This is a genomic window from Clostridium amylolyticum (assembly GCF_900142075.1).
Classification (GTDB): Bacteria; Bacillota; Clostridia; order Clostridiales; family Clostridiaceae; genus Clostridium_AA; species Clostridium_AA amylolyticum.
This window is the reverse complement of sequence record NZ_FQZO01000014.1, coordinates 1-25,505: the sequence shown is the minus strand read 5'-3', so window position 1 is coordinate 25,505 and position 25,505 is coordinate 1. Positions and strand designations below refer to the sequence as shown.

Sequence of the window (25,505 nt, the reverse complement as noted above, 5' to 3'; positions counted from 1 at the left end):
TATGCCTACTACAACTATTATAGTTATATCCATAGAAGACATATTCTCACCCCCTTTTACAGCATTAATACTGAAAAAGAAGGTACATCTTTATACTTGCTCCCATTAAAATACATTATATTAAATCTTTTAAAATATACTCTTATATCCGCTATATAGTTTTTATTTCTAAGAAAAAAATATAATCTGCCAATAAGATTTCTAGATATAATAAACAAAAGGAAGGCAAAAACCAAATAGCTTACTGAATTTTTATCCTTTAGTGATCTTAATATAAATACAGAGTTTATATCTTGGTATGCAACCAATCTATCTATATCATAGTTTCTCCCTGTAGCAGATAAACTGTTATTTGGGGCAAATAAAGGAGCAAATCTCATTACTGTAAATATAATTAAAGATATTACCAGCAGCTTTCTAAACCTGCTTTTTTTCAAAATAATCTACTCCTTACTTTTTTAATAAAGCTATCTTGTATATACTTCTACTATTTTTAATATTACTTCCACAGCCTTTTCCATGGTTTCTAAACAAGCAAATTCATATTTACCATGATAATTTTCTCCACCAGTAAATATGTTTGGTGTAGGAAGTCCCATAAAGGATAATCTTGCTCCATCGGTACCGCCTCTGATAGGTTTTATCTCAGGGATAACTCCTACTTCTTCCATAGCCTTCTTAGCATTTTCCACTACATACCAAACAGGCTCTATTTTTTCTTTCATATTTTTATATTGCTCTTTTATAGTAACTTCTAGGGTGCCTTGTCCATATTTTTCATTTAATTTTGCAGCTATTTCTTCCATCTTATTATTTCTTGCTTCAAAACTATCATTAAAGAAATCTCTTATAATAAAGGACATTACTGTTTCTTCAACCTCTCCCTTAATATCTATTAAGTGGTAGAAGCCCTCATATCCTTCAGTATTTGAAGGTGTTTCCTCTGGAAGATTATTTAAATATTCATTAGCTATAAGCATAGAATTTATCATTTTATTTTTTGCAGAGCCTGGGTGAACATTTCTTCCATTAATTTTAACCTTTACTCCAGAAGCATTGAAGTTTTCACATTCTAGCTCTCCTTCTGGCCCTCCATCCATGGTGTAAGCTAAATCAGCATTAAAGAACTCAACATCAAAATGGTCTGCTCCTTCTCCTATCTCTTCATCAGGAGTAAAACCTATCTTAATATTTCCATGCTTAAATTCTGGATGAGTCATTATATATTCCACTGCTGTCATTATTTCTGAAACCCCAGCCTTATCATCTGCTCCTAATAAAGTGATTCCATCAGTGGTAATTAAAGTCTTGCCTTTATAACTTGAAAGCTCGGGAAATTGTTTTGGAGATAACACTACCTTTAATTCTTTGTTAAGTACTATATCTTCTCCATCATAATTTTTAACTATTTGTGGGTTTACATTTTCCCCTGTCATGTCTGGTGATGTATCCATATGAGATATAAAGCCTATAGTAGGAACTTCTTTATCCATGTTAGAGGGTATAGAAGCATAAACATATCCATATTCACTTAAGGTTACATCTTCAACTCCCATGGCCTTTAGTTCATCTACAAGGATTTTTGCAAGATCCCATTGTCCTTTAGTACTGGGTGTAGTACCAGTGTTCTCATCAGATTTAGTTTCTACCTTTACATATCTTAAAAATTTTTCTAATAAATTTGACACATTATCACTCCTCGTTTATTAATATATATTTCTTATTATGAATTTTAAATATTAAAACCTAATATTATATTTCTCATATCCAAATTATACCATAAGAAAAAATATAATTTCTATATAATAATTATACCGTTTCAATTATTTGTTTTCTATATGATATATACTTTATTGCAAAATATATATAAACCAAAGTTATGAAAAAAAGCACATAATTTACTGCTGGTATTACCATATAAACTATCCTCACTAAACAGTTTATTATTATAGGAAGAGTCATGGCATGGATGGATATATTAAATATTTCTTTAAAGCTTAATTCACCATTGAAAACAGCATTAAAGAGTATGGCAATTATGGCTGCAGAAAAAGCCATAAACAAATTCATGGCATAAAACATTAAAGGTCCTAGGATAACTATTAACCATGAGGCCATTTTAAAAGAATATATCATAGAGGTAAAGCTGGATTTTTTAAACCTATAGTTATTGAATATATCATAATTAAACTCATCTATCTTATAATTTGATGTTTTATATATTATTTTATCGGAGAATACAGCTACCACCTTTTCATAATCTTTTATTGTTCCTTCTGAGGTTTTATTGGTAGTATCTATGTATATTGGAATGTTCCTGGCTGACATAAGCACCGTTGGCTGTTTACCTTGTATTATAAGCTCTTTTCCGTCAAAAGTGAAATCGGGAAAATTGTGAGTTATTTCTTTTTCTAGAATATCTAAAAAAGTATAATAATTATAAGCTTGAGGTATATAGCTTATAAAACCAAATATCAAAGTAACAAAAAATAAATAGAGTAAGGTAGATTTTAAAGAGAGCATTCTGAAGTAATTATACTTTTTAATATCTGTAATGCTCTTAATAAGCTTGCTGGAAAACTTCATTTATAACACCCTGCTTTACAATTTTATTAATTATTCTGCCGTAGTAAGAGAATTTATATTCAACAAATAAAAAATAATATGATTATTTTTTCCTCCCATGGTTATAATTACTCATATAAATATATTTTATTTTTATATAGGCGGAGGGAATAATGATTAAAAGTATTTATTATAAAAGCCCAATTAAAAGATTATTACTTATACTTTCCATTGTAGCTTTTAGTTTATATATAGCTTATTCTGCTGTTTCTTATAATAAGCTCACTATTACCTACAAAGATGTTTTAGTTTCATCTGACTATGAAAAAGCAGATTATATTCAAAATAACAAAAGCCAGCTAAATATTTTTAAAAAGCTGCTTTTTAATAAAGATAAAGACCTAATATTAAATAATTGTATCAATGAATTAACTACAAAATATTCAAATAAAAACATCTCTGAAGATGCATATACTGATTATTTAGAAGACTTTAAAAAATTAGGTGCAGACAAAGATAAAATAGAAAAGATAAAAGCTACCTTACCCAGCATAAAAAGCTCTAATGAAATGTACAATAATGCTGTAAATCACATAAATAATGAAAAGTTTGAAGAAGCTTTAAAGCTCCTTGATAATATACCTAGCTATTCCCCTATACATAGCAAAGCTTCAAATGATAAAAGCATAGCCTTGGAAGGTTTTAAAAGGTCATTGATTAAAACCTCTTCAGACTATGCTTCAAAAGAGTATTATTCTCAAGCTATTAGTACCCTAGAGAGCATAAAAAAATATGTTCCTCTTGATGAAGAGTTTAATGCCAAAATTGAAGAATACAAAACCCTTAGGGCGGATTATATAGCAAAAAACAGCAAATCCATATCCACCAATGCTAAGGCAGTTTTAACTCTAGATGACATAGCCTCAAACCTTAAAGAATCTTCTAGCATAGAAAATCATATTAACGCATTAGGGTTGTCCAGCAAAACTCCTTATCTTGCTTGGGTAAGTACCAATAACCAAATTACCTATATATTTAAAGGCGTAAAGGATTCTTGGCAATTAGTTCAGCAGTTTCAATGCTCCACTGGTAAGCCTGGTCATGATACTCCCAAGGGTGTATTCAGCACTAATGGAGATAAGGACACGTGGTTTTTTAATCCAAAATATAATGATGGGGCAAAATATTGGGTAAGAATAAATGGAGATTATCTTTTCCATTCCCTTCCCTTTGATAAAACCCAAAAGAATGTCACAGACAGCATCTTAGGAGAACCACGTTCCCATGGCTGTATAAGATTATCTATAGAAAATGCTAAATGGGTTTATGATAATTTAACTAAAGGTTCTACCGTAGTAGTAAGATAGATAATTTCATCAAGTTCTTCTTAGCTTCAGAGGTCGTTTGCTTAAAAGGAATACGCCTCCAGCTGAAGCTTAGAAGAACTTATCCAGGAGCTTAGTGCCCCTTATTTCACCACTTAAAGAAGTAGGAGTATTAGGGGCAGTTAGCTATGGGATAAGCTTAAATAAATGGCGCCAAAGTTCTTATGTATAGGTTTATACCTACATAAGTACCTTGGCGCCATTAAAATTATCAATATTATAAATGAAAAATTTACTACAAATAAGGTTTATAAATTCTTCTATTTTCCAAAGACCATAATCTCTCTGAGAAGTCCCCAGGTTCTATATCTTCAGTAATCTTCTTCATGTCAAACATCCTAGCATCTATTATATCTATGTGATGAAGTATTTCCGCTTCAGGTATCATAGGTTTTACTGGACTTCCGTATTCTGGCTCATAGTGATGAGAAAGTATCATATGCTGAACAAGCATTACTATTTCCTTGTCTATATTTAACTCTCTTGCCACCATCTCTACGTTTTTTATACCTTGAGTTATATGTCCTAACAAAGTACCTTCTACAGTATAATCATTTACTATTCCTAAATCACTGGAATCCATTTCTTCCATTTTTGCTAGGTCATGGAGTATTATACCTGCATAAAGAAGATCTGAATTTAAAAAGGCATATATTTCACAGATTTTCTTTCCTAAACTAAGCATGGTCATAATATGATATAAAAGGCCAGTTCTTATAGAATGATGATTTTTCTTTGCTGCTGGATAGTACATAAGTTTATCTTTATAGCTTTCAAATAATTTAAGCACTAAAGCTTTAATTTGAGGATTTGCCATATTGTTTATATACTTTAATATTTCATTGTACATAAATTCTGGTTCATAGGGAGCGCAAGGTACAAAGTCTTCTATGTTAACATCATCTCGTGCCTCTACCTGTCTTATTTTTTCAATTTTCAGTTGAAGCACATTTTGCCATGAATTAACTAGAGCTTTTACCTTTACCAACATCTGAGCTTTAAATAATTCTTGCTTTTCTTCATCAGCATCCCATAGTTTTGCATTAATTTCCCCTGTTTTATCTCCTAATACAAAGTCCATATACTTCTTTCCATTAGACCCTGTTTTTACATCCACGGATTTTATAAGATAAAATCCTGTAATAACTTCATTTAATTGAAACTCATTTATATTCTTAAATTCTAATGACATATTTCACTCTCCTCTGTATTTTTCAATGCGTTACTTATAGGTTACTATTTATTCACTTGTGTTTTCAATGTTTTTTGTGGAAAATAGATTATATATAGTAATTTGTGAGAAAATAATAGATGAATATATTTAATGAGGTGATTTTATGATTATTAACCTCCCTCATAAGGTGGATTTTATAATAAATAAATTATATGAAAATGGCTTTGAAGCTTTTGCAGTAGGTGGATGCGTAAGAGATTCTATATTAAATAAGATGCCTGGAGATTGGGATATGACCACCAGTGCCCTTCCTGAAAATATTATAAGTATCTTTGATAAAACTATTCCCACGGGAATGAAGCATGGCACTATAACCGTAATTATAGATAAAGAATCCTTTGAAGTCACCACCTATAGAATAGATGGGGACTACAAAGATAACAGAAGGCCTGACCAAGTAGAATTTGTAACTTCTATAAAAGAAGATCTATCCAGAAGAGATTTTACTATTAATGCCATGGCTTATAATCATAAAGAAGGTTTACTCGATTTCTTTAATGGTAAGGAAGATCTTCAGAACCGTGTTATTAAGTGTGTTGGTGATGCAAATATCCGTTTTAAAGAAGATGCCTTAAGGATGCTAAGGGCCATAAGATTTAGTACTCAACTGGAATTTTCTATAGAAGAGGAAACCTTTAAAGCTATAGCTAATAACAGCCATCTTATAAAAGCTATTAGTCAAGAACGGATAAGAGAAGAGCTGACTAAAATACTACTATCGGAAAAACCTTCTTATGCCTTTATAAATTTAGAAAAAAGCGGAATTTTAAAGCACATATTGCCTGAAATTCAGAAAATGGTGGGCTTTGATCAAAGGAATCCTCATCATGATAAGGATATATTTATGCATACCTTATCCGTGGTAGACAACACTCCTAAAGATAAAAGCTTAAGATTAGCAGCTTTATTTCATGATATAGCAAAACCTGTCACTTTTTCCGTGGATAACAAAGGCATAGGTCATTTTTACGGCCATGATAAAACTGGCACAGAAATCACAGAGAAGGTTCTTAAGAGGCTTACCTTTGATAATAAAACCATAGACATAGTATCAAGACTAGTGAAAGACCATATGGTAATGTTTAATAAACCTAAGGATATCACCATTAAGAAACTTATTAACAGAGTAGGAAAAGAAAACATGCCCTTACTCTTTGCTCTCCAGAGAGCTGATATAAAAAGCAGCGCTCCTCCCTTTAGCTTTACCCCTATAGAATATGTAGAGCAAAAGGTAAACATCATCTTAGAGCACAAGGAGCCTATTTCCTTAAAAGATTTAAACATCACCGGAGAGGATCTCATAAGAGAACTAAATTTAAAACCTGGAAAAATAATCGGAGAAATACTAAACAAACTCCTAGAAAAGGTATTAAAAGATCCTTCCCTTAATCACTATGATAAGCTAATAATTTTAGCAAAAAAAGAAGCAAGTTAAAGATTGTTCTACTATATAAAATCTTATTTGTTAAATATTGAAAAATAAATTATAATTAGTGGAAAGCTATGTTAATTATTGGGAGAGAAAAATGAAAATAGTTAAACTTGTTATACTTATAATTTGGAGTTTAATAAATATAGTATATGGAATTAAGGTTTCTGAAGATACCAGTGCATTTTATTCTTATACGGAAATAGCATTATATACTATTAATTTACTTATATATTTGTATTTTAATTATAAATATATAAATACAATAAGCAAAAAAATTAATGTCATTTACTTGTTATTTCTAATTATTTTCATGTCGTTATGGTCATTTTATTTAAAAATTATTATCACAGATAAAAATATAAGCAATTATGATTTTATAAGTTCAATAATTTTATTTTTAACTTTAATAAGTATAGTAATTTATTCTTTTTATGTCATGTTTAGTAAAAATAAAAAACAAACTCATATGTTTTAACCATATGAGTTTGTTTTTTACCATATTGGAAAACCAAATAGGTCTGTTCTTTTCTTTAAAGCGGTCTATGAGTTTTAAATTCTAAATTTTAAATTTCTACTGTTTTTCCGTTATAGAATAAGTATAGATATTTTTCTTTTACCTTCATTCCTGTAAGCCTTAAAAGGCTTTCACAATAATAGTCTATTTGAACCTTGTATCTTTCTTTTATTGCTTCTTCTCCCCCTTCTTCTACATAGTCGGTCTTGTAGTCTAAGAGCACCAGTTGGCCATCTTCTTCAAAGAAGCAGTCTATAATCCCTTGGACTCTAATCTTTTCATCCTTATATATATCTTCAGGGAGTTCAGGGTTTACTAAGGTGCTGGGGACTTCAATAAAGAAAGGAACTTCTCTATAGACCTTTCCGCTTTCATTAAAGACTTTAAGCAGCCTTTCACCTAAGGAGCTTTTAAAGAAGTTTAATATCCTTTTACTGCTTACAGCTTTTTTTTGTTCTTCTGTGATAAATTCTTGTATTATCATATCTTCTAGCTGCTTATCTATTTCTTCTTGGTTGCTTACCCTATCCAATTGAAGATGCTGCATCACAAAGTGCACCACAGTTCCTCTTTCTGCTCCAGAAAGTCCTCTTTTTTCTTGAAGGAATTCTGGCTTCTTAAGGGCTTCAGGCTTAAATAGACTTACATATTCTCCATCATATTCTTCTTTTAAAGATTGTCTTTTAAGCTCTGAAACGGATATGTTTGCTGGAAGCTTAGAAGAATATTTATATTTGTATTCAAAGCTTAGCCTTCTATATATTTCCTGTGTATAAACACCTTCTTCAGAAACAAATTCCTGTGAAGCTTCTAAATTATCCACAGCAGTATTTTTTTCATCCACAATTATATCTTCTTTATTCCAAGTTTTTATGCTCCATGTGGATAACTCATCTTCATTGGTTATGGAAACCTCACTATTATTAACCTTTCTTATAGCTTCTCCTTGTTTATGCTTAGCTAATGCCATGCCTAGCCAGTCTAAATAGCTCTTGCCTTTCATAACTTCGGATTCCGGAAGCTTTCCTTCTGAAGCAGCAGATTGGCACCATTTATCTGCAGAAGCTTCTAACTTATTAACAGAACCTGTAATTATTAGTTTTTCCTTAGCTCTAGTAAAGGCTACGTAAAGCACTCTCATCTCTTCGGATAAACTTTCTAGCTTTATTTTTCTTTTAATGGCCTCTTTAGCCATGGTAGGATAACTAATTCTATTTTCAATATCCACAAAATCTGGACCATACCCTAATTCTTCATGATATAAAATACTTCTGTTTAAATCCATAAGATTAAAATTCTTTCCTGTGCCTGAAAGTATTACCACAGGAAATTCCAGTCCTTTACTCTTATGAATGCTCATTATCCTAACCACATCTTCATTTTCTCCCAGCATTTTGGCACTTCCCATATCTCCGCTGCTTTTTCTCAACTTGTTTATAAAGTTAATAAAATTAAACAACCCTTTGTAGCTGGTTTTATCATATTCTCTAGCACGCTGGAAAAGTATTCTTAAGTTAGCCTGACGCTGTGCTCCCTTAGCCATAGCCCCTACATAGCCATAGTAGGAGGTATCCATGTAAAGGTACCAGATAAATTCATCTATGGGCATGTAAATGGATTTTTCTCTCCATTTAATTAAATACTCCATAAAATAGCTACATTTTTCTTTAAGTTCCTGTGGGAAGTCTTCTTCTTCACTGCTTTCTTCTATATCCTTTATATTTTCATAAAAGTACTGTTCCTTATTATACATTCTTATATCCGAAAGATCTTCTGGGGTAAAGGAAAATATAGGAGAACGTAATACAGCTATCATAGGGATATCCTGCATAGGGTTATCTATAACTTGCAGTAGTGCCATTATGGTCCTAATCTCCACGGTTTGAAAATAACCTGTACCAGAATCAGCATATACAGGAATTCCTTGAAGGCCTAATTCTTCTCCAAACACCGGGGCCCATTCCGTGGTAGCTCTTAAAAGTATTACTATATCTTTATATCTTACCCTTCTATAATCTCCTAAGTCCTTATCAAAGACCTTAAATTCACCATCTTCTGAAGGGTTTATGAGATGCTGTATCCTTTTTGCCACTAACCTGGCTTCCAGCTGTATATTATCTAATTCTTCTTCTGAAAGCTCACTGCTTCCTTCCTCTACTCCTGTTACCTTTTCCTCTTCTTCTATCTCTTCCTCTGATCTTTCAGAGCTTCTATCTAAAATATGAAGTTCAATTTCTCCTCCCACTATGGCTTTTTCCTCTTCATTTTCCTTATAGGATGCTCCAAGGTTTAAAGCTTCTTTAGAAGTATAATCAAGCTCTCCTACGGTTTTTGACATTAGCTCTTTAAATATATAATTAACTCCATTTATAACTTCTTCTCTGCTTCTAAAGTTTTTATATAAAAGTATTTTTCTATTTAATGAACCTTCCTCTTCTGAATAATTATTATATTTATCTAAGAATAACTCTGGTTTTGCTTGTCTAAATCTATATATACTCTGCTTAACATCTCCCACCATAAATACATTGGGAGTATCCGTAAACTTTTTAGACACCATATTTATAATAGTTTCTTGAACGTTATTGCTATCCTGATATTCATCTACTAATATCTCATCAAAGCTCTCTCTAAGCTCTAAAGCCACAGGACTAGGCTTTATTTCTCCACTGCTCTTATCTACTAATATATCTAAACAGTAATGCTCTAAATCATTAAAATCTAATATACCTCTTTCCTTTTTGGCATTTCTATATCTTTCATTAAATTCTAAAACTAATTGAGAAAGCTCTTTCATTAATGGGTACATAGCTTTAATATTACTTACACTATCTTCCACTGAAATAGAAAACATGCTTTTGCTTATACCGCTTACCTTTTTCTTAATTTCATCTCTTATATCCTTAACTCTCTTTTGAGCTTCTTCATCAGATACATTAGCCTTTCTAACGGTTTTTAACTTTGAGAAACCAGAATTCATAAACACTGTTTCTGCAGCTTGAAAACCCTGATTAACAGCTTGGTAGAGATTATCTATTAAAGTAAGATCTTCATTAAAATTATCAATGTAAGGCTCTAAGCCTTCTGTATTTTCACATATTTCTATGGCAAATTTTATTCTTCCTTTTAAGCCCTTAAGCTCTACCTGAGCCCCTTGCAGCAGTACCTTTCCCCAAATGCTTTCACTGATATCAAAGTCTTCTGATATATTAAACTCTTCTGCCTTATCTATAAGCCACTTTTCTGGCCAGGAACCGCTCATGGAAAAATTATAGAGACTATAAATAAGCTCCTGTAACCTTCTATCATCACGGCCACCGCCAAAAGCCTCTACTAAATTTATAAAGCTTTCATTATGATCTTCAAATTTATCTTCGAAAAGTTCTTGAAGTATATCCTGTTTCATTAATATAGCCTCAGTATCGTTGGCTATTCTAAAACCAGGATCTAAATCTATATGATGAAAATTATTTCTTATTACATCCAAGCAAAAAGAGTGCATAGTTGTAATATTGGAACGGCTAAGGAGGGTAAGCTGCCTTTGCAACAGCTTAGAATCTGGATTTTTATCCAATTCCTTTGAAATGGCATCTGCTATTCTTTCTCTCATTTCTGCTGCAGCGGCATTGGTAAAGGTAACCACCAAAAGCTTATCTATATCCACTGGTTTTTTAGTATTAGTTATTATTTTTATTATTCTTTCTACCAATACTGCAGTTTTCCCCGCTCCCGCAGCTGCTGCTACAAGAAGGTTGCATTCTCTAGTTTCAATAGCTTGAAGCTGCTCATTGGTCCATTTAGTTGCCATTTTCCTCTCCTCCTTCCACCTCATGTTCAATTTTCTTTTTCATAAGTTCCCATATATCCTCATCATCTTTTTTAGATAAATAATTATATTTATTATCCTTCATGCTGGTATCAAACTGACATACCGATGCATAGTTACAGTTCTCACAAGCAGTATATTTTAATTTTTTAGCTGGTTTTATCTTAATGTTACCCTCCAGCATCTCATCACATAATTTAACTAAGCTTTCTCTAACATAGTTTCTTAGTATTTCAAATTGTTCTTGAGTAATGGCAGAGCTGCTTTTACTTAAGGTGTCATCTTTATTAAGCTTTGCTGGTATAATCAATGAATAACTAGTCATAGACTTATCCATTTCCTTAATAACCTTAGCATCATCTAACAATAACCCTTTCATCTTAAGCTTTTTCATTATTTGTTCTTTTACTTCTTCCTCTGTCATGCTTGGATTTCCTTTTACTATAGGGTCATCCAGTCTAAAATATAGTATAGCTCCTGGTATGCTTTGATGTTTTATAAGGGTTTCTGAGTTTGATATAAGGGCTTCTAAATAAATAAGCAGCTGAATTTGAAGGCCATAGTATATATCAGATAAATCTAGCTCTTTATTTCCAGATTTATAATCTATTATTCTTATATAGGTTTTTCCCTCAAATTCCATGGTGTCCACTCTATCTATTCTTCCTCTAAGAAAAACCTCTTCTCCAGAAGGAAGCTCTATCTTAAGGGCAGGCATATCATCTTCTTTACTTTTTCCAAAGGTCATCTCATAACCTAATGGTTCAAAGCTTCCTCTTTTTATCTGTTCAGCAATGATATTCACAGACTTAGTAATTATTCTTTTAACCCTGTTTCCTATATATTTATACCTGGCAGAGCTATTTAGTATGGAATTGGTCTTTTCTGAAAGCATTTCATCTACTATGGTTGAAATGGTGCTTCTGGTATATTCAGGAGTGAGTTCTCTCCAACTGCTACCTACGCTATCAATATCATGAGAGAATTTATCTATTACCTCATGCATAAAGCTTCCTAGGTCAGGAGGATTTAGCTCATATATCTTTCTATCCTTTGCTTTAAGACCATACTGAACAAAATAAGCAAAAGGGCATTCTGCATATTTTTCTAGTCTAGATACACTGAAATAATGAGGCCTTCCGTAAAGATTTCTTATTTTTTCAGAATTTATATTTTCTACTTGATTGCTATAGGTTAAACCTTCCATTATCCTTTCAGACTTTTCTCTCCATACCTGTTTTTCTTCATACCACTTTTGAGCCTGCTTCCATATATCTTCCACTTCTTCCCCTTCATAATCCCGCCTTAAGGCTCCTATAAGCTCATTAAAGGTTGGTTGTGGTGCTGAAACTTTTTCTAACTCTATATATTTAATATTTTTCTTTACTATATCGCTTTCTTCTATGAGTTTTGGGAATATCTTTTTAGCTCTAGATATTACTATGGAAGGTCTTAAGGCTTTTCCTTCAAAATCTGCCATAGGATAAGTGAGCATTAAGTATTTACTGGACATAGTTAGTGCTGTATAAACTAAAAGCTGCTCTTCAAAAGCTTTAGTTTTAGTATCTGCTGCCAGCTGAATTCCTCTCTCTTTTAAATTCATCCTATCATTATCAGATAGTATTCCTTCATCTTTATCTGCCTTAGGAAATATACCATCATTAATGCCTATAATATATAAAACCTTAACGTCTTGGCTTTTTATTCTAGCTATGTCTCCAACCTTTAATTGATCTAAAGAAACAGGAATAAGCCCTATTTCACATTTTGAAAAGCCCACATTAAGTATTTTTGCAAAATCTTCTATCTTTATATATTCTTCTCCCATGGTTTCTACCAGCTGATCAAGAACACCCATGATAAAATCTATTACCTGGTCATATTCGCTTACATTTTCTTGTTCTCCCTGGCTCTTAAATTTATCACTCCACTGCTGCATCCTCTCTAGGGCACCAATTTCTACTATATAGTCGTAAATAGCTACGCATAAATCTTTTACCTTTGCTTTACTATTTATCTTTTTGTATATATTAAGCAAAGGATCTACCACAGCTTCTCTGGTTTCATTTACCCTGTTTATAATAGAGCTTTCATAAAGCCCCATAGCCTCTTCTTGAAAGCCATAGCTTAGCCTATAACCCCACATATCCTCCATCCACTTGCTGCCTCTTATACCGTTAGCTAATACATAATTTTCAAGGATATCTATATCTTCCATAGCTATACCTGTAAGCCCTGTCTTAAGATATCTAAATACCGCTTCATAGGACCAGTTTTTGGTGAATATTTCAAACAAGGAATTTATTAAAACCACCAATGGATTATCCATAATATCAATCTTTTTATCCATGAAATAAGGTATATCATATTCTCTAAATATAACTGTAGAGAGCTTTTCGTATCTATCCAAGTCTCTGCATACTACAGCTATATCCTTAAATCTATATCCTTCATCTCTAACAAGCCTTAAAATATCCCTGGCTATAAAGTCCATTTCTTCATAATTATTTTGTGCTTTATACAGCCTTAATTTGTCCGTTTCTTTATTATAATAGCTATAAGGGAAGGAGAAGAAGTGCTTTTCTATATGCTGAAGTTCCTCACTGTTTTCAAATCTTGGACAACAATCCTTATTTAAATCTATAGGTTTTAAATAAGCTATATTATTTCTTTCAGCAATATCTAAAATTCTTCTTTCAGTGGTTTTAGTAACATTAAAGATATCTGTGGTATCGTGAATGTCATAAAGACTTAAGGAATCTGAAAGAAGTGTTATATTGATAGTTGAAGCGCAATTTAAAAGCCTTTCTATAACAGCATATTGTTGAGGAGTAAAGGTAGTAAATTCATCTATCCATATCTCTGCATCATTATATATATTACAACCTTGGAGTTTTTCCGCTAGAAAGGTTAATTCATCTTGAGGATCTAAAAACTTATCTTTTATACCCTCTTCAAATTTTGAATATAAAAAACTTAAATCCTGAAGCTTCTTATATAACTCAGATTTATCATCAAAACTTGAAGAACTTACCTCTAACATTTCCGGGGTAATATTATACTTTTTAAACTCAGATATGGCTTCATTTATTATATCTACAAAGCCTTGCTGCTTGCTGGCATTATAAAATATCTGCATATCCTCTTTAGACTCTTCTATTATTTTATAAAGCAGCATAGATTTACCCGCATCATTCATCCTTTTATGGGTAACTCCTCCTACCTCACTAAAGACATTATGAGCCATCCTCTTAAAGCTAAGAACTTCCGCCTTTAATATGCCCAGCTCTCCCACGGCTCTCAAGAGATTTTTTTCCGCAGTAAAAGAAAACTGCTCAGGTACTAACAGTATTAATTTATTTTTACTGCCTTCATCTATACGCTTTTTAATCTGCTCTAGGCAATATGTACTTTTCCCGCTGCCGCCTCTACCAAATACAAATCTTAAACTCATAATTCCTCCTCAATTCTAAATTATCTCGCTCCATTGTTCCAATTTAAAGCCCACCAACACCTTATCCTCCCCAACCAATATTGGTCTTTTTACTAGCATTCCATTGGTGGATAGTAGCTGAATTTGTTCCTCTTCTGACATATTAGTAAGCTTATCTTTTAGATTCATTTCTTTATATAAGTTTCCGCTGGTATTAAAAAACTTTTTAATGGGAAGACCACTTTGTGAAATCCAGGTTTTAAGCTCTGAAGCATTAGGATTTTTCTCTACTATATGTCTTTCCTCATAATCTATATTATTTTCATTAAGCCATTTTTTAGCCTTTTGACAGGTGCTGCATTTTGGATATTGTAAAAATAAATATTTCATTAATTATTCCTCCATTCTTCATTTTATATTATACCCTTATGTTATCATTGTACTTAATAACTGTACAAGAATGTGTAACGTAAATATGAAATTTAAATTTTATTTTAATCCATAATTGAATTTTTATAAATAAAAAAGAGGAAGTAATTCTCCTCTTAAAACCTAATAAAATTTATCATATTAAAAAAACTATCTAAGCCTTACAGCCTTCCCCACATTTCCATCTAATAGTTTCCATAAATAATTGTGATCCTCTACCCCTTGAGTAAAATCTTTATTTTCCCATCTGTCTAAAATCTCAAATAATCTTTTGTGGCTTGGATCATTCTTCTTTAAAGCTGTTCTTACTGCTATTATCCTGTCTTTTGTCATAGGCTGCAGTCCCCATATCATACCATCTTCTGCTACGATTTTTGTATTAGCCATTTCATGCATCATGGTGTATATGCTCACCTTATCCACTAACTCTTCTACCGCAATAGTTTCCTTAGTTTCAAATTCTTGATCTATAATAACTTTCTGCTCAGTAGTAGGGTTGTCCTCAATTTTTTCAACATTATTTTTATAAAAGAATAACCTCCATGTAAAAAATGTTATTCCTCCAACAAATGTAATTATAATTAATGATATAACTCCCCATTTAATATATTCCTTCATAAATCTAACTCCCCCTTATTATCAATATTTACATTATATACTAATATTATAAATAAATCTAATATATGGTATTTATCTATGATAGATTTTACAATAATAATAAAAAAAAATAAAAACACCTAACAAAATAGTTAGGTGTTTTCTTGGCGGAGAAAGAGGGATTTGAACCCTCGCGCCGGTTACCCGACCTACGCCCTTAGCAGGGGCGCCTCTTCGGCCACTTGAGTATTTCTCCATGTCCTACAATATATTAATATTATTAAATTGTAGTGGCGGAAAGAGTGGGATTCGAACCCACGGTACGGTCACCCGTACGCCGGTTTTCAAGACCGGTGCCTTAAACCAACTCGACCATCTTTCCATATTAGTCACGAGTATTATTATAACAACTGCTTTATACTATGTCAACATTTTTTATTTAAATACTCATGGATATTTGCTATTAATTTATTACAATTCATGATAATTTTGCATATCAGTAATTAATAACCAATTACTGTCACTACCCCTGGGGTGCTTCCATAAAAATGGGAGCACCCCAGGGGCGGTACATTATTTTACAATTACTTTTTTATTATGTCTACGCCCATGAAAGGTCTTAAAACTTCTGGTACCACTATGCTTCCATCTTCTTGTTGGAAGTTTTCTAATATAGCAGCTACGGTTCTGCCTATGGCTACTCCTGATCCGTTTAGAGTATGCACGAATTGTGGCTTATCCTTTGGAGTATTTTTGTATCTTATATTTGCTCTTCTAGCTTGGAAGTCTTCAAAGTTACTGCAGCTTGAAATTTCTACGTATCTATTGTAGCTAGGCATCCATACTTCTATATCGTATTTAAAGGCTGCTGTAAAGCCTAAATCGCCTTTGCATATCTTAACTACTCTATAAGGTAGTCCAAGGCCCTGAAGCACTGATTCTGCATCTTTAACTAGATTTTCCAGCTCATTATATGAATCTTCTGGTTTACAGAACTTAACTAGCTCTACTTTATTGAATTGATGTTGTCTTATAAGACCTCTAGTATCTCTTCCAGCTGAACCAGCTTCTGCTCTGAAGCAAGCACTATAAGCTGCATGTTTTATTGGAAGCTCTTCACCTTTTAACATTTCATCCCTGTACATGTTTGTTACAGGAACCTCTGCAGTAGGGATTAAGAAATAATCCTCTCCTTGGATCTTAAAAGCATCTTCTTCAAATTTAGGAAGCTGTCCTGTACCAGTCATGCTTTCTCTATTTACCATGAAAGGTGGGAATATTTCCACATAGTCATTTTCTATGGTGTGTTTTTGAAGGAAATAGTTTATAATAGCTCTTTCTAATCTTGCTCCTAAGCCTTTATACATAGTAAATCTGCTTCCTGTTACCTTAACTGCCCTATCAAAGTCTAAAGCATTTAAATCTGTACCTAAATCCCAATGAGCCTTTGGTTCAAAATTAAATTTTGTGGGCTCTCCCCATTTTCTAATTTCTACATTATCCTCATCAGTGTTACCATTAGGAACTTCTGCATTAGGTATATTAGGTATCCTCATCATAATATATTTAATTTTTTCATCAATTTCTGATACTTCAGTATCAAAAGCCTTAACTTTATCCCCTATCTGTCTCATCTCTTCCATGATAGGTGTTACATCCTGGCCAGCTTTTTTAAGTTTCGGTATTTCAGCAGATACTTGATTTCTCTTGCTTTTTAAAGCTTCTACCTCCACTAATATCTGTCTTCTTTTTTCATCAAGAGCTATTATTTCATCTATAACAGATATATCAAAATTTTCTCCTCTATCATTTAAAGCTTGTTTAATTTCTTCTGAATTATTTCTAATTCTTTTAAGATCTAACATTTAAAATTTCCCCTTTCTACATAAAAATATATTATTAAGTACCGTGGAGTACATTTGTATACATAGGTTTAAATTATCTATACATAGCTTGATAAGCTTATATATTAAAGCAAAATAAAAAGAGCCTTACATCCACAAAGGGACGAAAGACTCCGCGTTACCACCCTAATTGATAGCTTGATAAAGCTATCCTCTCAACAAAATAACGGTTTAAGCCGTACTGCTCATCGCAGTCCCTCAGAGGTGGATTCATAAGGATTAATTATCAGTTTTCACCTAACACTGACTCTCTTAAAATTAAAACCATATTACTATTCTCTTCAAAGGTTTTAGTATGAAAATTTTATAGTTACAATATAATATAACCAATATATATTATTTATATTATACATTATGCTTAAATACTGTCAACACCTTATGAATCAATATTTCTAGTAGCCTTAGTTGAAAATAATAAAAGGATTATTGACTTTCACCAATAAAGATGATAAGATTAAAAAAAATAATTTTTGGAGGAAAGTAATTATGAAAAACTTATGTATTGTTAAAACACAGTTTGTCTTTAATAGCCAATTTAGATAGGGTTTGTACCTAAAACAACTTAACATAGGTACAACCCTTAGAAGTTCTTTGAATTCAAAGGTCTGTATCTATGTTGGCTATGATATATAAGTTTTTACTAATTATTTTATAGAAAGCCACGTAGATAATCTATGTGGCTTTTACGTATTTTTACGCTTTTTAAAGTCTCATGGAGTTCCATGTGGCTTTTTTTGTTAAAATGCATAAGTGAATTTAAAGGCTTAAAAGAGAAATTAGTAATGAGAAAACATATTAAGAATTCAATATCATCAGAAGGAGAGAAGATATTATGAAAAAAATAATTGCAATGATATTAATGTTAGCTATTGTTATTACAGGATGTGAAAGCAAGGGTACTAAAAATAAAACTTTAAATATAGGTATTAGCCAAATTGTAGAGTATGTTGCTTTAGATGAAAATAGGGAAGGCTTTATTAAAGCACTTGAGGAAAGCGGATACAAGGATGGAGAGAACATAAAAATTGATTATCAAAACGCCCAAGGAGACATAGCTTTATCACAAACTATAGCCAAGAAGTTTTCTTCAGAGAATAAGGATTTAATCTTTGCTATAGGTACTCCTTCTGCTCAATCAGCATTTAATGCAACAAAGAAAATACCAATAGTAATTAGCTCTATAACTGACCCAGTAAAGGCTGAATTAGTTAAATCCTTAGAAAAGCCAGAAACTAATGTATCGGGAACTTCAGATTATTTGCCTGTAGAAAGACAGTTAGATTTAATGAAAAAGCTTTTACCCAATGCTAAAAAAATAGGTTTTATATATAACACCAGTGAAGTAAATTCAGAAGTTCAATTAGATGAACTGAAAAAAGTTGCAAAAGGCTATGAAATTATAGCTGTAGGAGTTACCAATTCCAATGAAGTAAATAGTGCCATAGTAAGTTTATTAAAGAAAATTGATGTATTATATGTTCCAACAGACCAACTAGTAGTTTCATCTATGCCTATGATAGTAAAAAATTCATTACAAGCAAAAGTACCTATAATTGCAGCAGAAAAAGGCAGTGTAGAGTCAGGGGCATTGGCTACTGTGGGAATTAACTATTATAAGTTAGGCTATGAAACAGGAACAATGGCAGTTTCAGTTTTAAAGGGTGAGGATATTTCTAAAATGCCAGTTAAAATATCCGATAATACCGAAGTTTATATAAATGAAGACAGTTTAAAAAAGCTTAACATTGAAAAACCATTAATAGATAATATTAAATATATAAAAACAAAATAATTTTAAAGAGCAGCTTCGCAAGTTATTAATAACTCGTTGCTGCTCTTTAGATTATCTTATGCGATATAAAACAGTAACTAAGAATCTACATTTCTAGTAGCCACTATATCTACTCCAGTATTAAGTATGTTTTTGCATATTATATCCCCTATTTCTATAGGAATGCCTACATATATCCTGCTGAGGACTTTAGAACACTCAACCCAGAGGCCTTTATCTATAGGTTTAGTACTTTTAACAGAAACTACATTATATTTATCACTGCCTTTAATTCTCACTAAGGTAGTTAGAGCTTCCTCTTCCACAGTTTTCTTCCTTTCCTTTAAAAATTTCTATATATCATCAAATTCTTTTATTCTTCCTAAAAGCACATTGGAATTTTTAGAATCCTCCACCAGCTCCGTAGGCTTTTTATCCATTTCTCTGGCAAGAATTTTAATTATCTTATTGATACAATAAGCGCCATGACAGCTTCCAAAGCTTGCTCCAGTTCTTCTCTTTACACCTTCTACAGTCCTAGCTCCTAATGGCCTTCTTATACTATCCACTATTTCTCCTTCTGTAACCTGATTGCAAAGACATACAATATTGCCATATCTCCTATCTAGAGCTATAATTTCATTTCTCTCATCTTTAGTTAATTCCTTAAATCTATAAAATTCTCTTCTTTTATCTATGAAGTTTTTATTTGGGACACAATTAAGATAATTAACTATAGATTCACACACCATTTTAGCAATAGAAGGTGTAACGGTTATTTCAGCATAATTATCTCCTGTAACTTTAACATAGCCTTTTTGTATATCGCTATCATTTATAAACATCTTTTCAAAATATAATTTAGATTGAAAAAAACTGTTTACATCATTTTTAGTTACATCTGTTAGAATTCTAGATGCATTTTTTACAGTATTGTGAAAACCTAAAGGTTTAGTATCCGAAATACCAATTAACATTCCCCCATTTAAAGAAGGTACATGCATCATAAAATTATTGTTTTTCCTAGGGGTAAATACTATATTAGATAACTTCCCCTTGAACTTATTTTCAAGAGAAATATAAGTTACATCTTTCCCCTTTTCTCTCTCAATACATTTATTATTATCAATGCTGTAATTATCACCAGGTATAGTATTTATAACTACCCTGCAGGAAAATTTATTTTTATTAGTGGTTACTTTTAATCCTTTAGCCATTTTTTGAATATCTAAAACTACTTCTTCAAGTTTAAAGCTAACCCCATTATCAAAGGCAATTTCAGCATAAGCAATAGCTAGATCATAAGGGGATATAACCCCTGTATTTCTAGCATATAAAGCTTTTTTAACATTTCCTTCAATGCTTGGTTCAATATCCTTAACAGCCTTATCATCTATTATATAAACTTCTTTTATTCCTCTTTTCTTAGCCTTATCATATTTTTCTTGAATATATTTTATCCCCTCATCATCTTCAGCTATAGTTAAAGAGCCTAATCTTTTAAAAGGAACATTAAACTTCTTAGTAATATCATTCAGCATGGAATTACCTAATATCTCTAAAGCTGCCATAAGGTCATCCTCTGCTTCTGAACCATCATACACTATAGAAGTATTTACAAAGGATATATCATCTGCTATATCAAAGTCTTTTTCTATCAATGCTATATTTAAATTATATTTTGATAACTCATATGCTACGGCGCAACCAATTATTCCTCCACCCAGCACTAGAACATCGTAATCCATGCTCTTCCTCCTAAATTTGCTTAATTAATATTCTCATTAGATTTATTAATATACTATTTTTAATATCTAATATCTCTAAATTTTATTATATCATAACTATTTATTAAGATTATTTATTATATCTCCAAGTTCTTTTATATATTCTCCATATTTTGCCCAATCACCATTTTTCTGAGCTTCAATAGCTTTTTCATAAATCTCCTTAGCTTTTTTCATTTCAGCATTAGCTTCGGGAGTTTCTGGTTTAGGAGCTGGATTGCTTTCTCCTGGCTTTTCTATAGAATAATTAAATAAGGAGGCTAAAGCTTTCTCTATATTTTCTTCTATTACAAGCCTTTCACCATCAAATAAAATTACTCTTTTCATCTCTGGAATACTGTTAGTTCCACCAGATCTAAGATATAGAGTTTGTACATATAAAAGAGACTCATTTATTGGTATTATTAAAGTATCACCATAATCTACTGAAGAACCTTTCGAGTTCCAAAGAGACATCTCCTTAGATATAGTAGTATCTTGATTTATTTTATTCATGAAAAGCGTTGGAGAATATACGGTTTTTTGTGGTGGAAATTTATATAATATTAGCTTTCCATAATCATCTCCATCCATTCTAGCCCCGAATATAGATACCATGTTTTGCTTACTTTTAATATTAAAATATTCAAAGAGCATCATTTCAGTTTTTTCTTCTCCAGGAAGCCTAGTCATAATATAAGCGGATTCATTAACTCTATTTTCTTTTTCCACATTCTTTTGTGCTGTAGATATCTGCCACATATCTTCCTCTGTAAAGAATTTAAATGGATTAGTTACATGATATTTTGTAAGCACATCGCATTGAACATCAAATAGTGTGGAAGGATATCTATAATGAGTTTTTATACCCTCTGGTATATTCTCTGCATCTTTAAATAATCCCTTAAATATTTTTGAATAACTAGCTGCTATAGGATCATTTTTATCTATGATATAAAAATTAATATCACCATCATAAGCATCTACAGTAACCTTAATGGAATTCCTTATATAATTCACCTTTTTGTAAGGTTGTGAAAAAGGATATTTGTCTGTAGTAGTGTATGCATCTAACACCCAAACTAACTTTCCATCATTTATAACAAGATAAGGGTCCTTATCATAATTTAGAAAGGGGGCAATCTTTTCTGCTCTTTTTACTATATTTCTATTTAAAAGCATTTTACTATCGGAATTTATAGAATTAGACAGTAATATCTTAGCGTTTCCTTCATATATCGAGAAGAGAATCTTATTCCCCAGGCTCATCCTTATTCCAGCTTTACCATCATATTGATTTTCCTCACTTTTATCTCCTTTAGGATAATCAAACTCCATTAAATCAGTTTTTACCACGGCATAGTAATTTGTACTTTCACCAAAATAAATTCTTGGATTATCTACTTTAATTTCAGTATGATTTTCAGAAGGTATATCCTTCATTACGAAATCAGGTTGTCCTTCTGGTGTTACAGAATTTACTTTACTCATTACTAATCCATAACCATGAGTATACCTTAAATGCTTATTTTGCCATATATCTACTGCATCAGAGTTAATCTCTCTAGGAGAAATAAATACCTGATTATATTTATTATTAATAACATACCTATCTGTATCTATATCATTAAAAGTATAGTAATTTTTAATAACTTGTACCTGATTATAAAAGTTTAGTACAGGCTCAAAGGAATTTATCTTTAAATTATCTACAATATCCTTATTCTTTGTTATATCATTTAAACTAATTTTTTTATCTGCACCAAAGGATATTTCAGACACATCGTGAATATTAAAAGCTTTTCTTGTAGCCTCAATATTAAATTCAATATATTTTTTCTCTAATTCAAACTCGTTAGGTCTTACCATAAACTGCTGAACTAAATTTGCACTTATTGGTTCTAAAATTACTAATACAATTATTACTAAAATTGAACCTATTATAGGTTTAATTTTAGCTTTCATAAGGCTTATAAAGACTACTACAGCTGATATTAAAGCGGTTACAGTTATGATTCTATAGAATAATAAAGTAACATGAACATCTGTATAGCTGGCTCCAAAAGCTACCCCTCTAGGGCTATACACTAGATAATATGCTTTTAAAATATAGCCAAAGGATACAAATAAAAGTATTAATGATGCTAATAGTGCCATTTGTCTGCCAAAAAATTTAGTTAAGTTACTAGAAAAATCAATTATCTTACCGGGTTTCTTTCCTTTTAAAATCTGATCTTTAGTAAGATTTATAATATATATAACCACTGTAATTATAGTGAAAAATACTAATAATGCAAGTATAGAACCATAGATAGATTGTACTAAAGGAAGCTTAAACACATAAAAGGAAACATCCTTATTAAATATAGGATCCTTTACATTAAAATCTACAGAATTACTAAATTGTAGTATTCTATACCAATAATTATCTGCAACCTTATAAGAAAAGAAGAGAGAAACAAACAAATTTCCTAAAAATAATAATATCTTTTCTATCCTTTTCTTCTTTAAATTCCCCTGATCTATAACCTTAAGTTTAGGAATACTTTTTACTATGCTTCTATAATAAAACCATATAGCTAAAAAAGTTATTAAAAATATAGGGATCATAAATTTGGCTACAGCTGTAAGCTTAATAAAATACATTTCAACATAATTTACTTCCTTGAACCATTGAAGATTAACAAGAAAATCTGTAATAGCATTTAAAAATACTAAAATCAATATGGCAATAAAAATAATGGGAATAAAAATTTTTTTCTTTTTCATAAAACGCCTCCTGCAAGCTTTAACTTACTTAATTCAAGGATTTAATAAAACTAATCCATTATAATATAATTCTTATGCTTTAATTCTTCTATTATTTTATCAAGTATATCATCTCTTTCAGCGGATATAGTATGTAAATGAAGTCCTCCTGTAAGAGCTGATAAGGGTTCTGCTTTATGTTCATTAAAAGACTTAATAAAAGCCTCTAAATCTGCTAAGGTTTTTATAAGTAAATTAGATTTTATTTCTCCGTAAAGAGGGTGCTCTACTATAACATCCTCAATGGTACCTCCGTATTTTATAATAGTAGCCATTTCATCATATAGCTGATTTTTATCATGGCTTACCGCTATTATTCTTTTTATTTTAAACTCTCCTGCCTTAGAGACTATATAGCCCTCTGGTGTGGCTATTATCTCCTTTCCCTCAGCTCTAAGTATAGCTATATCCCTAACTATAACCTGACGGGTTACTCCAAACTCATTAGCTAAATCCACACCCTTTAAAGGTAGAGTAGTATTTAATAACATTCTTAATATTTCATTTCTTCTTTCTATAGAATTCATAATATCACCTACATGAATTAATAATTGATTAATTTTTGTTATCAGCATATTTCAATATCTTAAGTGCCATACTAGGATTTTGTATTTTTTTATGATGATTTTTTACCGCATATAAAAATTCCTCATCATATCCAATATCTTTTAAAATTTTAACTCCTTCTTCTGGATGATTATAATATATGTAAACTTTTTTAGATTTAGATTTATTTTTAAGCTCCCCTTTAGTTAACTTATTAAGTATTACTATAATAGATTTATCTATAGCGGTAAGAGGCTGTTTTATTTTACCTATATCATGCAATAGCCCTAGCTTTATAACCATATCTTTAGATACATCCATGAGTCTTTCTTCCTGTAATATGCTTTCATAATATTCAGCAGCATCCTTAGATACCCTTATACAATGAAGCTTTTCACTTTTTTTAAGCCTATTAAAAAACTCAATTTCTTCCAAGGTTAAATATTCATTGATATATTTATAATCCACCTTTCTAAAAAAAGAGCTAATAGTCCAATAAAATTGTTTTACTCTATACAAATACATAGTACCCTCGCTAATTTTAAGTATTATTAATATTATAACATAAAAGCAATTTAGAATTGAGAATGTAGAATTTAAAATGAGGGATAATTTTTCTGAAAAAGCATCAGAAAAAATTTTAAATTAATATAAAAATAATATAAAAAAGCTTCTTAAAAAGAAGCTTTTTTATATCTTTTATTACTTTATCTTTTTATAAATTCAAAGAATTTACGCTAGGAGTTTTCTCCTTTATTCTCAATTCTAAATTTTAAATTCTAAATTGAAAAAGCTACAAACGTTAGTTTGTAGCTTTTTTTGGTGGAGATAAAGAGATTCGAACTCTTGACCCCCTGCGTGCAAGGCAGGTGCTCTCCCAGCTGAGCTATACCCCCAAAGTATTAACCAAGCTGTATAGCCTGGTTAATCATGGTGGACCTTCAGGGACTCGAACCCCGGACCAACCGGTTATGAGCCGGTTGCTCTAACCAACTGAGCTAAAGATCCATGTAGACCTGGCGACGTCCTACTCTCCCACACAGTCTCCCATGCAGTACCATTGGCCCTATGAAGCTTAACCTTCGTGTTCGGAATGGGAACGGGTGTTACCTTCATGGCATTATCACCAGATAAGTGCTTTTCAAAGAAAAGTACCTTTTCATTATAATATCGACATCGTTTATTGTCAATATTTTTTTCGAAAGAATTTTGTTCTTTCAAAACTGTATATAGAACTTTGTAAAGAAAGATTTATTGGTCAAGCCCTCGACCTATTAGTATCAGTCAGCTGAACA

At 31.4% G+C, this 25,505-nt stretch carries 16 protein-coding genes, 4 tRNA genes, 1 rRNA gene, 1 pseudogene and 1 other annotated feature; of the genes and pseudogenes, 3 read left to right on the top strand and 19 right to left on the bottom strand.

The features are described from left to right. Window positions 1-56: 56 nt before the first annotated feature. From BUA82_RS19590 to BUA82_RS19580, 3 genes are all read right to left on the bottom strand, one after another. On the bottom strand, window positions 57-437 hold the full coding sequence (locus BUA82_RS19590) for a hypothetical protein (protein WP_073012643.1): 381 nt from the start codon (window positions 435-437) through the stop codon (window positions 57-59). Between the two features lie 30 nt (window positions 438-467). Then, window positions 468-1,688: a peptidase T gene (gene pepT / locus BUA82_RS19585; protein ID WP_073012638.1), complete on the bottom strand. Its 1,221-nt coding sequence runs from the start codon at window positions 1,686-1,688 to the stop codon at window positions 468-470. Window positions 1,689-1,809: 121 nt separating this feature from the next. Next, complete coding sequence (locus tag BUA82_RS19580; protein WP_073012635.1) at window positions 1,810-2,586, bottom strand: DUF1189 domain-containing protein; 777 nt, start codon at window positions 2,584-2,586, stop codon at window positions 1,810-1,812. Between the two features lie 152 nt (window positions 2,587-2,738). Between BUA82_RS19580 and BUA82_RS19575 the strand changes: the two genes are divergently transcribed. Then, window positions 2,739-3,932 (top strand): L,D-transpeptidase, encoded by a 1,194-nt coding sequence (locus BUA82_RS19575; RefSeq protein WP_073012632.1) that lies wholly within the window; start codon window positions 2,739-2,741, stop codon window positions 3,930-3,932. Between the two features lie 253 nt (window positions 3,933-4,185). Here the strand turns inward: BUA82_RS19575 and BUA82_RS19570 are convergent, their stop codons facing one another. Continuing rightward, on the bottom strand, window positions 4,186-5,142 hold the full coding sequence (locus BUA82_RS19570) for a 3'-5' exoribonuclease YhaM family protein (protein ID WP_073012628.1): 957 nt from the start codon (window positions 5,140-5,142) through the stop codon (window positions 4,186-4,188). A 145-nt stretch (window positions 5,143-5,287) separates the two neighbouring features. Between BUA82_RS19570 and BUA82_RS19565 the strand changes: the two genes are divergently transcribed. Further along, on the top strand, window positions 5,288-6,619 hold the full coding sequence (locus BUA82_RS19565) for a CCA tRNA nucleotidyltransferase (RefSeq protein WP_073012625.1): 1,332 nt from the start codon (window positions 5,288-5,290) through the stop codon (window positions 6,617-6,619). 560 nt (window positions 6,620-7,179) lie between these two features. On the opposite strand, the gene addA is transcribed toward BUA82_RS19565, so the two are convergent. The 7 genes from addA to serS form a co-directional block, all read right to left on the bottom strand. After that, entirely contained in the window at window positions 7,180-10,938 is a 3,759-nt protein-coding gene (gene addA / locus BUA82_RS19555; protein ID WP_073012619.1) for a helicase-exonuclease AddAB subunit AddA, read from the bottom strand. Next, on the bottom strand, window positions 10,928-14,410 hold the full coding sequence (gene addB, locus BUA82_RS19550) for a helicase-exonuclease AddAB subunit AddB (RefSeq protein WP_073012616.1): 3,483 nt from the start codon (window positions 14,408-14,410) through the stop codon (window positions 10,928-10,930). The genes addA and addB overlap by 11 nt, the downstream gene beginning before the upstream one ends. A gap of 15 nt (window positions 14,411-14,425) precedes the next feature. Beyond that, window positions 14,426-14,779, bottom strand: coding sequence for an arsenate reductase family protein (locus BUA82_RS19545; RefSeq protein WP_073012613.1), 354 nt, complete (start codon window positions 14,777-14,779; stop codon window positions 14,426-14,428). Between the two features lie 189 nt (window positions 14,780-14,968). After that, complete coding sequence (locus BUA82_RS19540; protein WP_073012610.1) at window positions 14,969-15,436, bottom strand: DUF6241 domain-containing protein; 468 nt, start codon at window positions 15,434-15,436, stop codon at window positions 14,969-14,971. A gap of 144 nt (window positions 15,437-15,580) precedes the next feature. Further along, window positions 15,581-15,671: transfer RNA gene (locus BUA82_RS19535), tRNA-Ser, on the bottom strand. A gap of 35 nt (window positions 15,672-15,706) precedes the next feature. Beyond that, window positions 15,707-15,797: transfer RNA gene (locus tag BUA82_RS19530), tRNA-Ser, on the bottom strand. Window positions 15,798-15,999: 202 nt separating this feature from the next. After that, complete coding sequence (gene serS, locus BUA82_RS19525; protein WP_073012608.1) at window positions 16,000-17,280, bottom strand: serine--tRNA ligase; 1,281 nt, start codon at window positions 17,278-17,280, stop codon at window positions 16,000-16,002. 135 nt (window positions 17,281-17,415) lie between these two features. Beyond that, window positions 17,416-17,613: a binding site (T-box leader), on the bottom strand. A 538-nt stretch (window positions 17,614-18,151) separates the two neighbouring features. Here serS and BUA82_RS19520 point away from each other — a divergent pair. Next, on the top strand, window positions 18,152-19,111 hold the full coding sequence (locus BUA82_RS19520; RefSeq protein ID WP_073012605.1) for an ABC transporter substrate-binding protein: 960 nt from the start codon (window positions 18,152-18,154) through the stop codon (window positions 19,109-19,111). A 77-nt stretch (window positions 19,112-19,188) separates the two neighbouring features. On the opposite strand, the pseudogene BUA82_RS19515 reads toward BUA82_RS19520, so the two are convergent. The 8 genes and pseudogenes from BUA82_RS19515 to rrf all read right to left on the bottom strand — a co-directional run. Then, window positions 19,189-19,410: pseudogene (locus BUA82_RS19515) on the bottom strand (DUF1667 domain-containing protein); the annotation flags it as partial. Between the two features lie 33 nt (window positions 19,411-19,443). Next, the gene (locus BUA82_RS19510; RefSeq protein ID WP_073012599.1) at window positions 19,444-20,838 is read right to left on the bottom strand and encodes an NAD(P)/FAD-dependent oxidoreductase; all 1,395 of its coding nucleotides are present in this window, start codon (window positions 20,836-20,838) and stop codon (window positions 19,444-19,446) included. A gap of 96 nt (window positions 20,839-20,934) precedes the next feature. Further along, the gene (locus BUA82_RS19505) at window positions 20,935-23,625 is read right to left on the bottom strand and encodes a UPF0182 family protein (protein WP_073012596.1); all 2,691 of its coding nucleotides are present in this window, start codon (window positions 23,623-23,625) and stop codon (window positions 20,935-20,937) included. A 50-nt stretch (window positions 23,626-23,675) separates the two neighbouring features. Continuing rightward, window positions 23,676-24,191 carry a transcription repressor NadR gene (locus BUA82_RS19500; RefSeq protein ID WP_073012703.1) on the bottom strand — a complete coding sequence of 172 codons (516 nt, stop codon included), beginning with the start codon at window positions 24,189-24,191 and terminating at the stop codon, window positions 23,676-23,678. A gap of 28 nt (window positions 24,192-24,219) precedes the next feature. Then, on the bottom strand, window positions 24,220-24,735 hold the full coding sequence (locus BUA82_RS19495; RefSeq protein WP_073012593.1) for an HD domain-containing protein: 516 nt from the start codon (window positions 24,733-24,735) through the stop codon (window positions 24,220-24,222). Between the two features lie 295 nt (window positions 24,736-25,030). Then, window positions 25,031-25,106, bottom strand: a tRNA-Ala gene (locus BUA82_RS19490). A 35-nt stretch (window positions 25,107-25,141) separates the two neighbouring features. Further along, window positions 25,142-25,218, bottom strand: a tRNA-Ile gene (locus BUA82_RS19485). A gap of 6 nt (window positions 25,219-25,224) precedes the next feature. Further along, window positions 25,225-25,341 (bottom strand): 5S ribosomal RNA (gene rrf, locus BUA82_RS19480). Window positions 25,342-25,505: the final 164 nt, after the last annotated feature.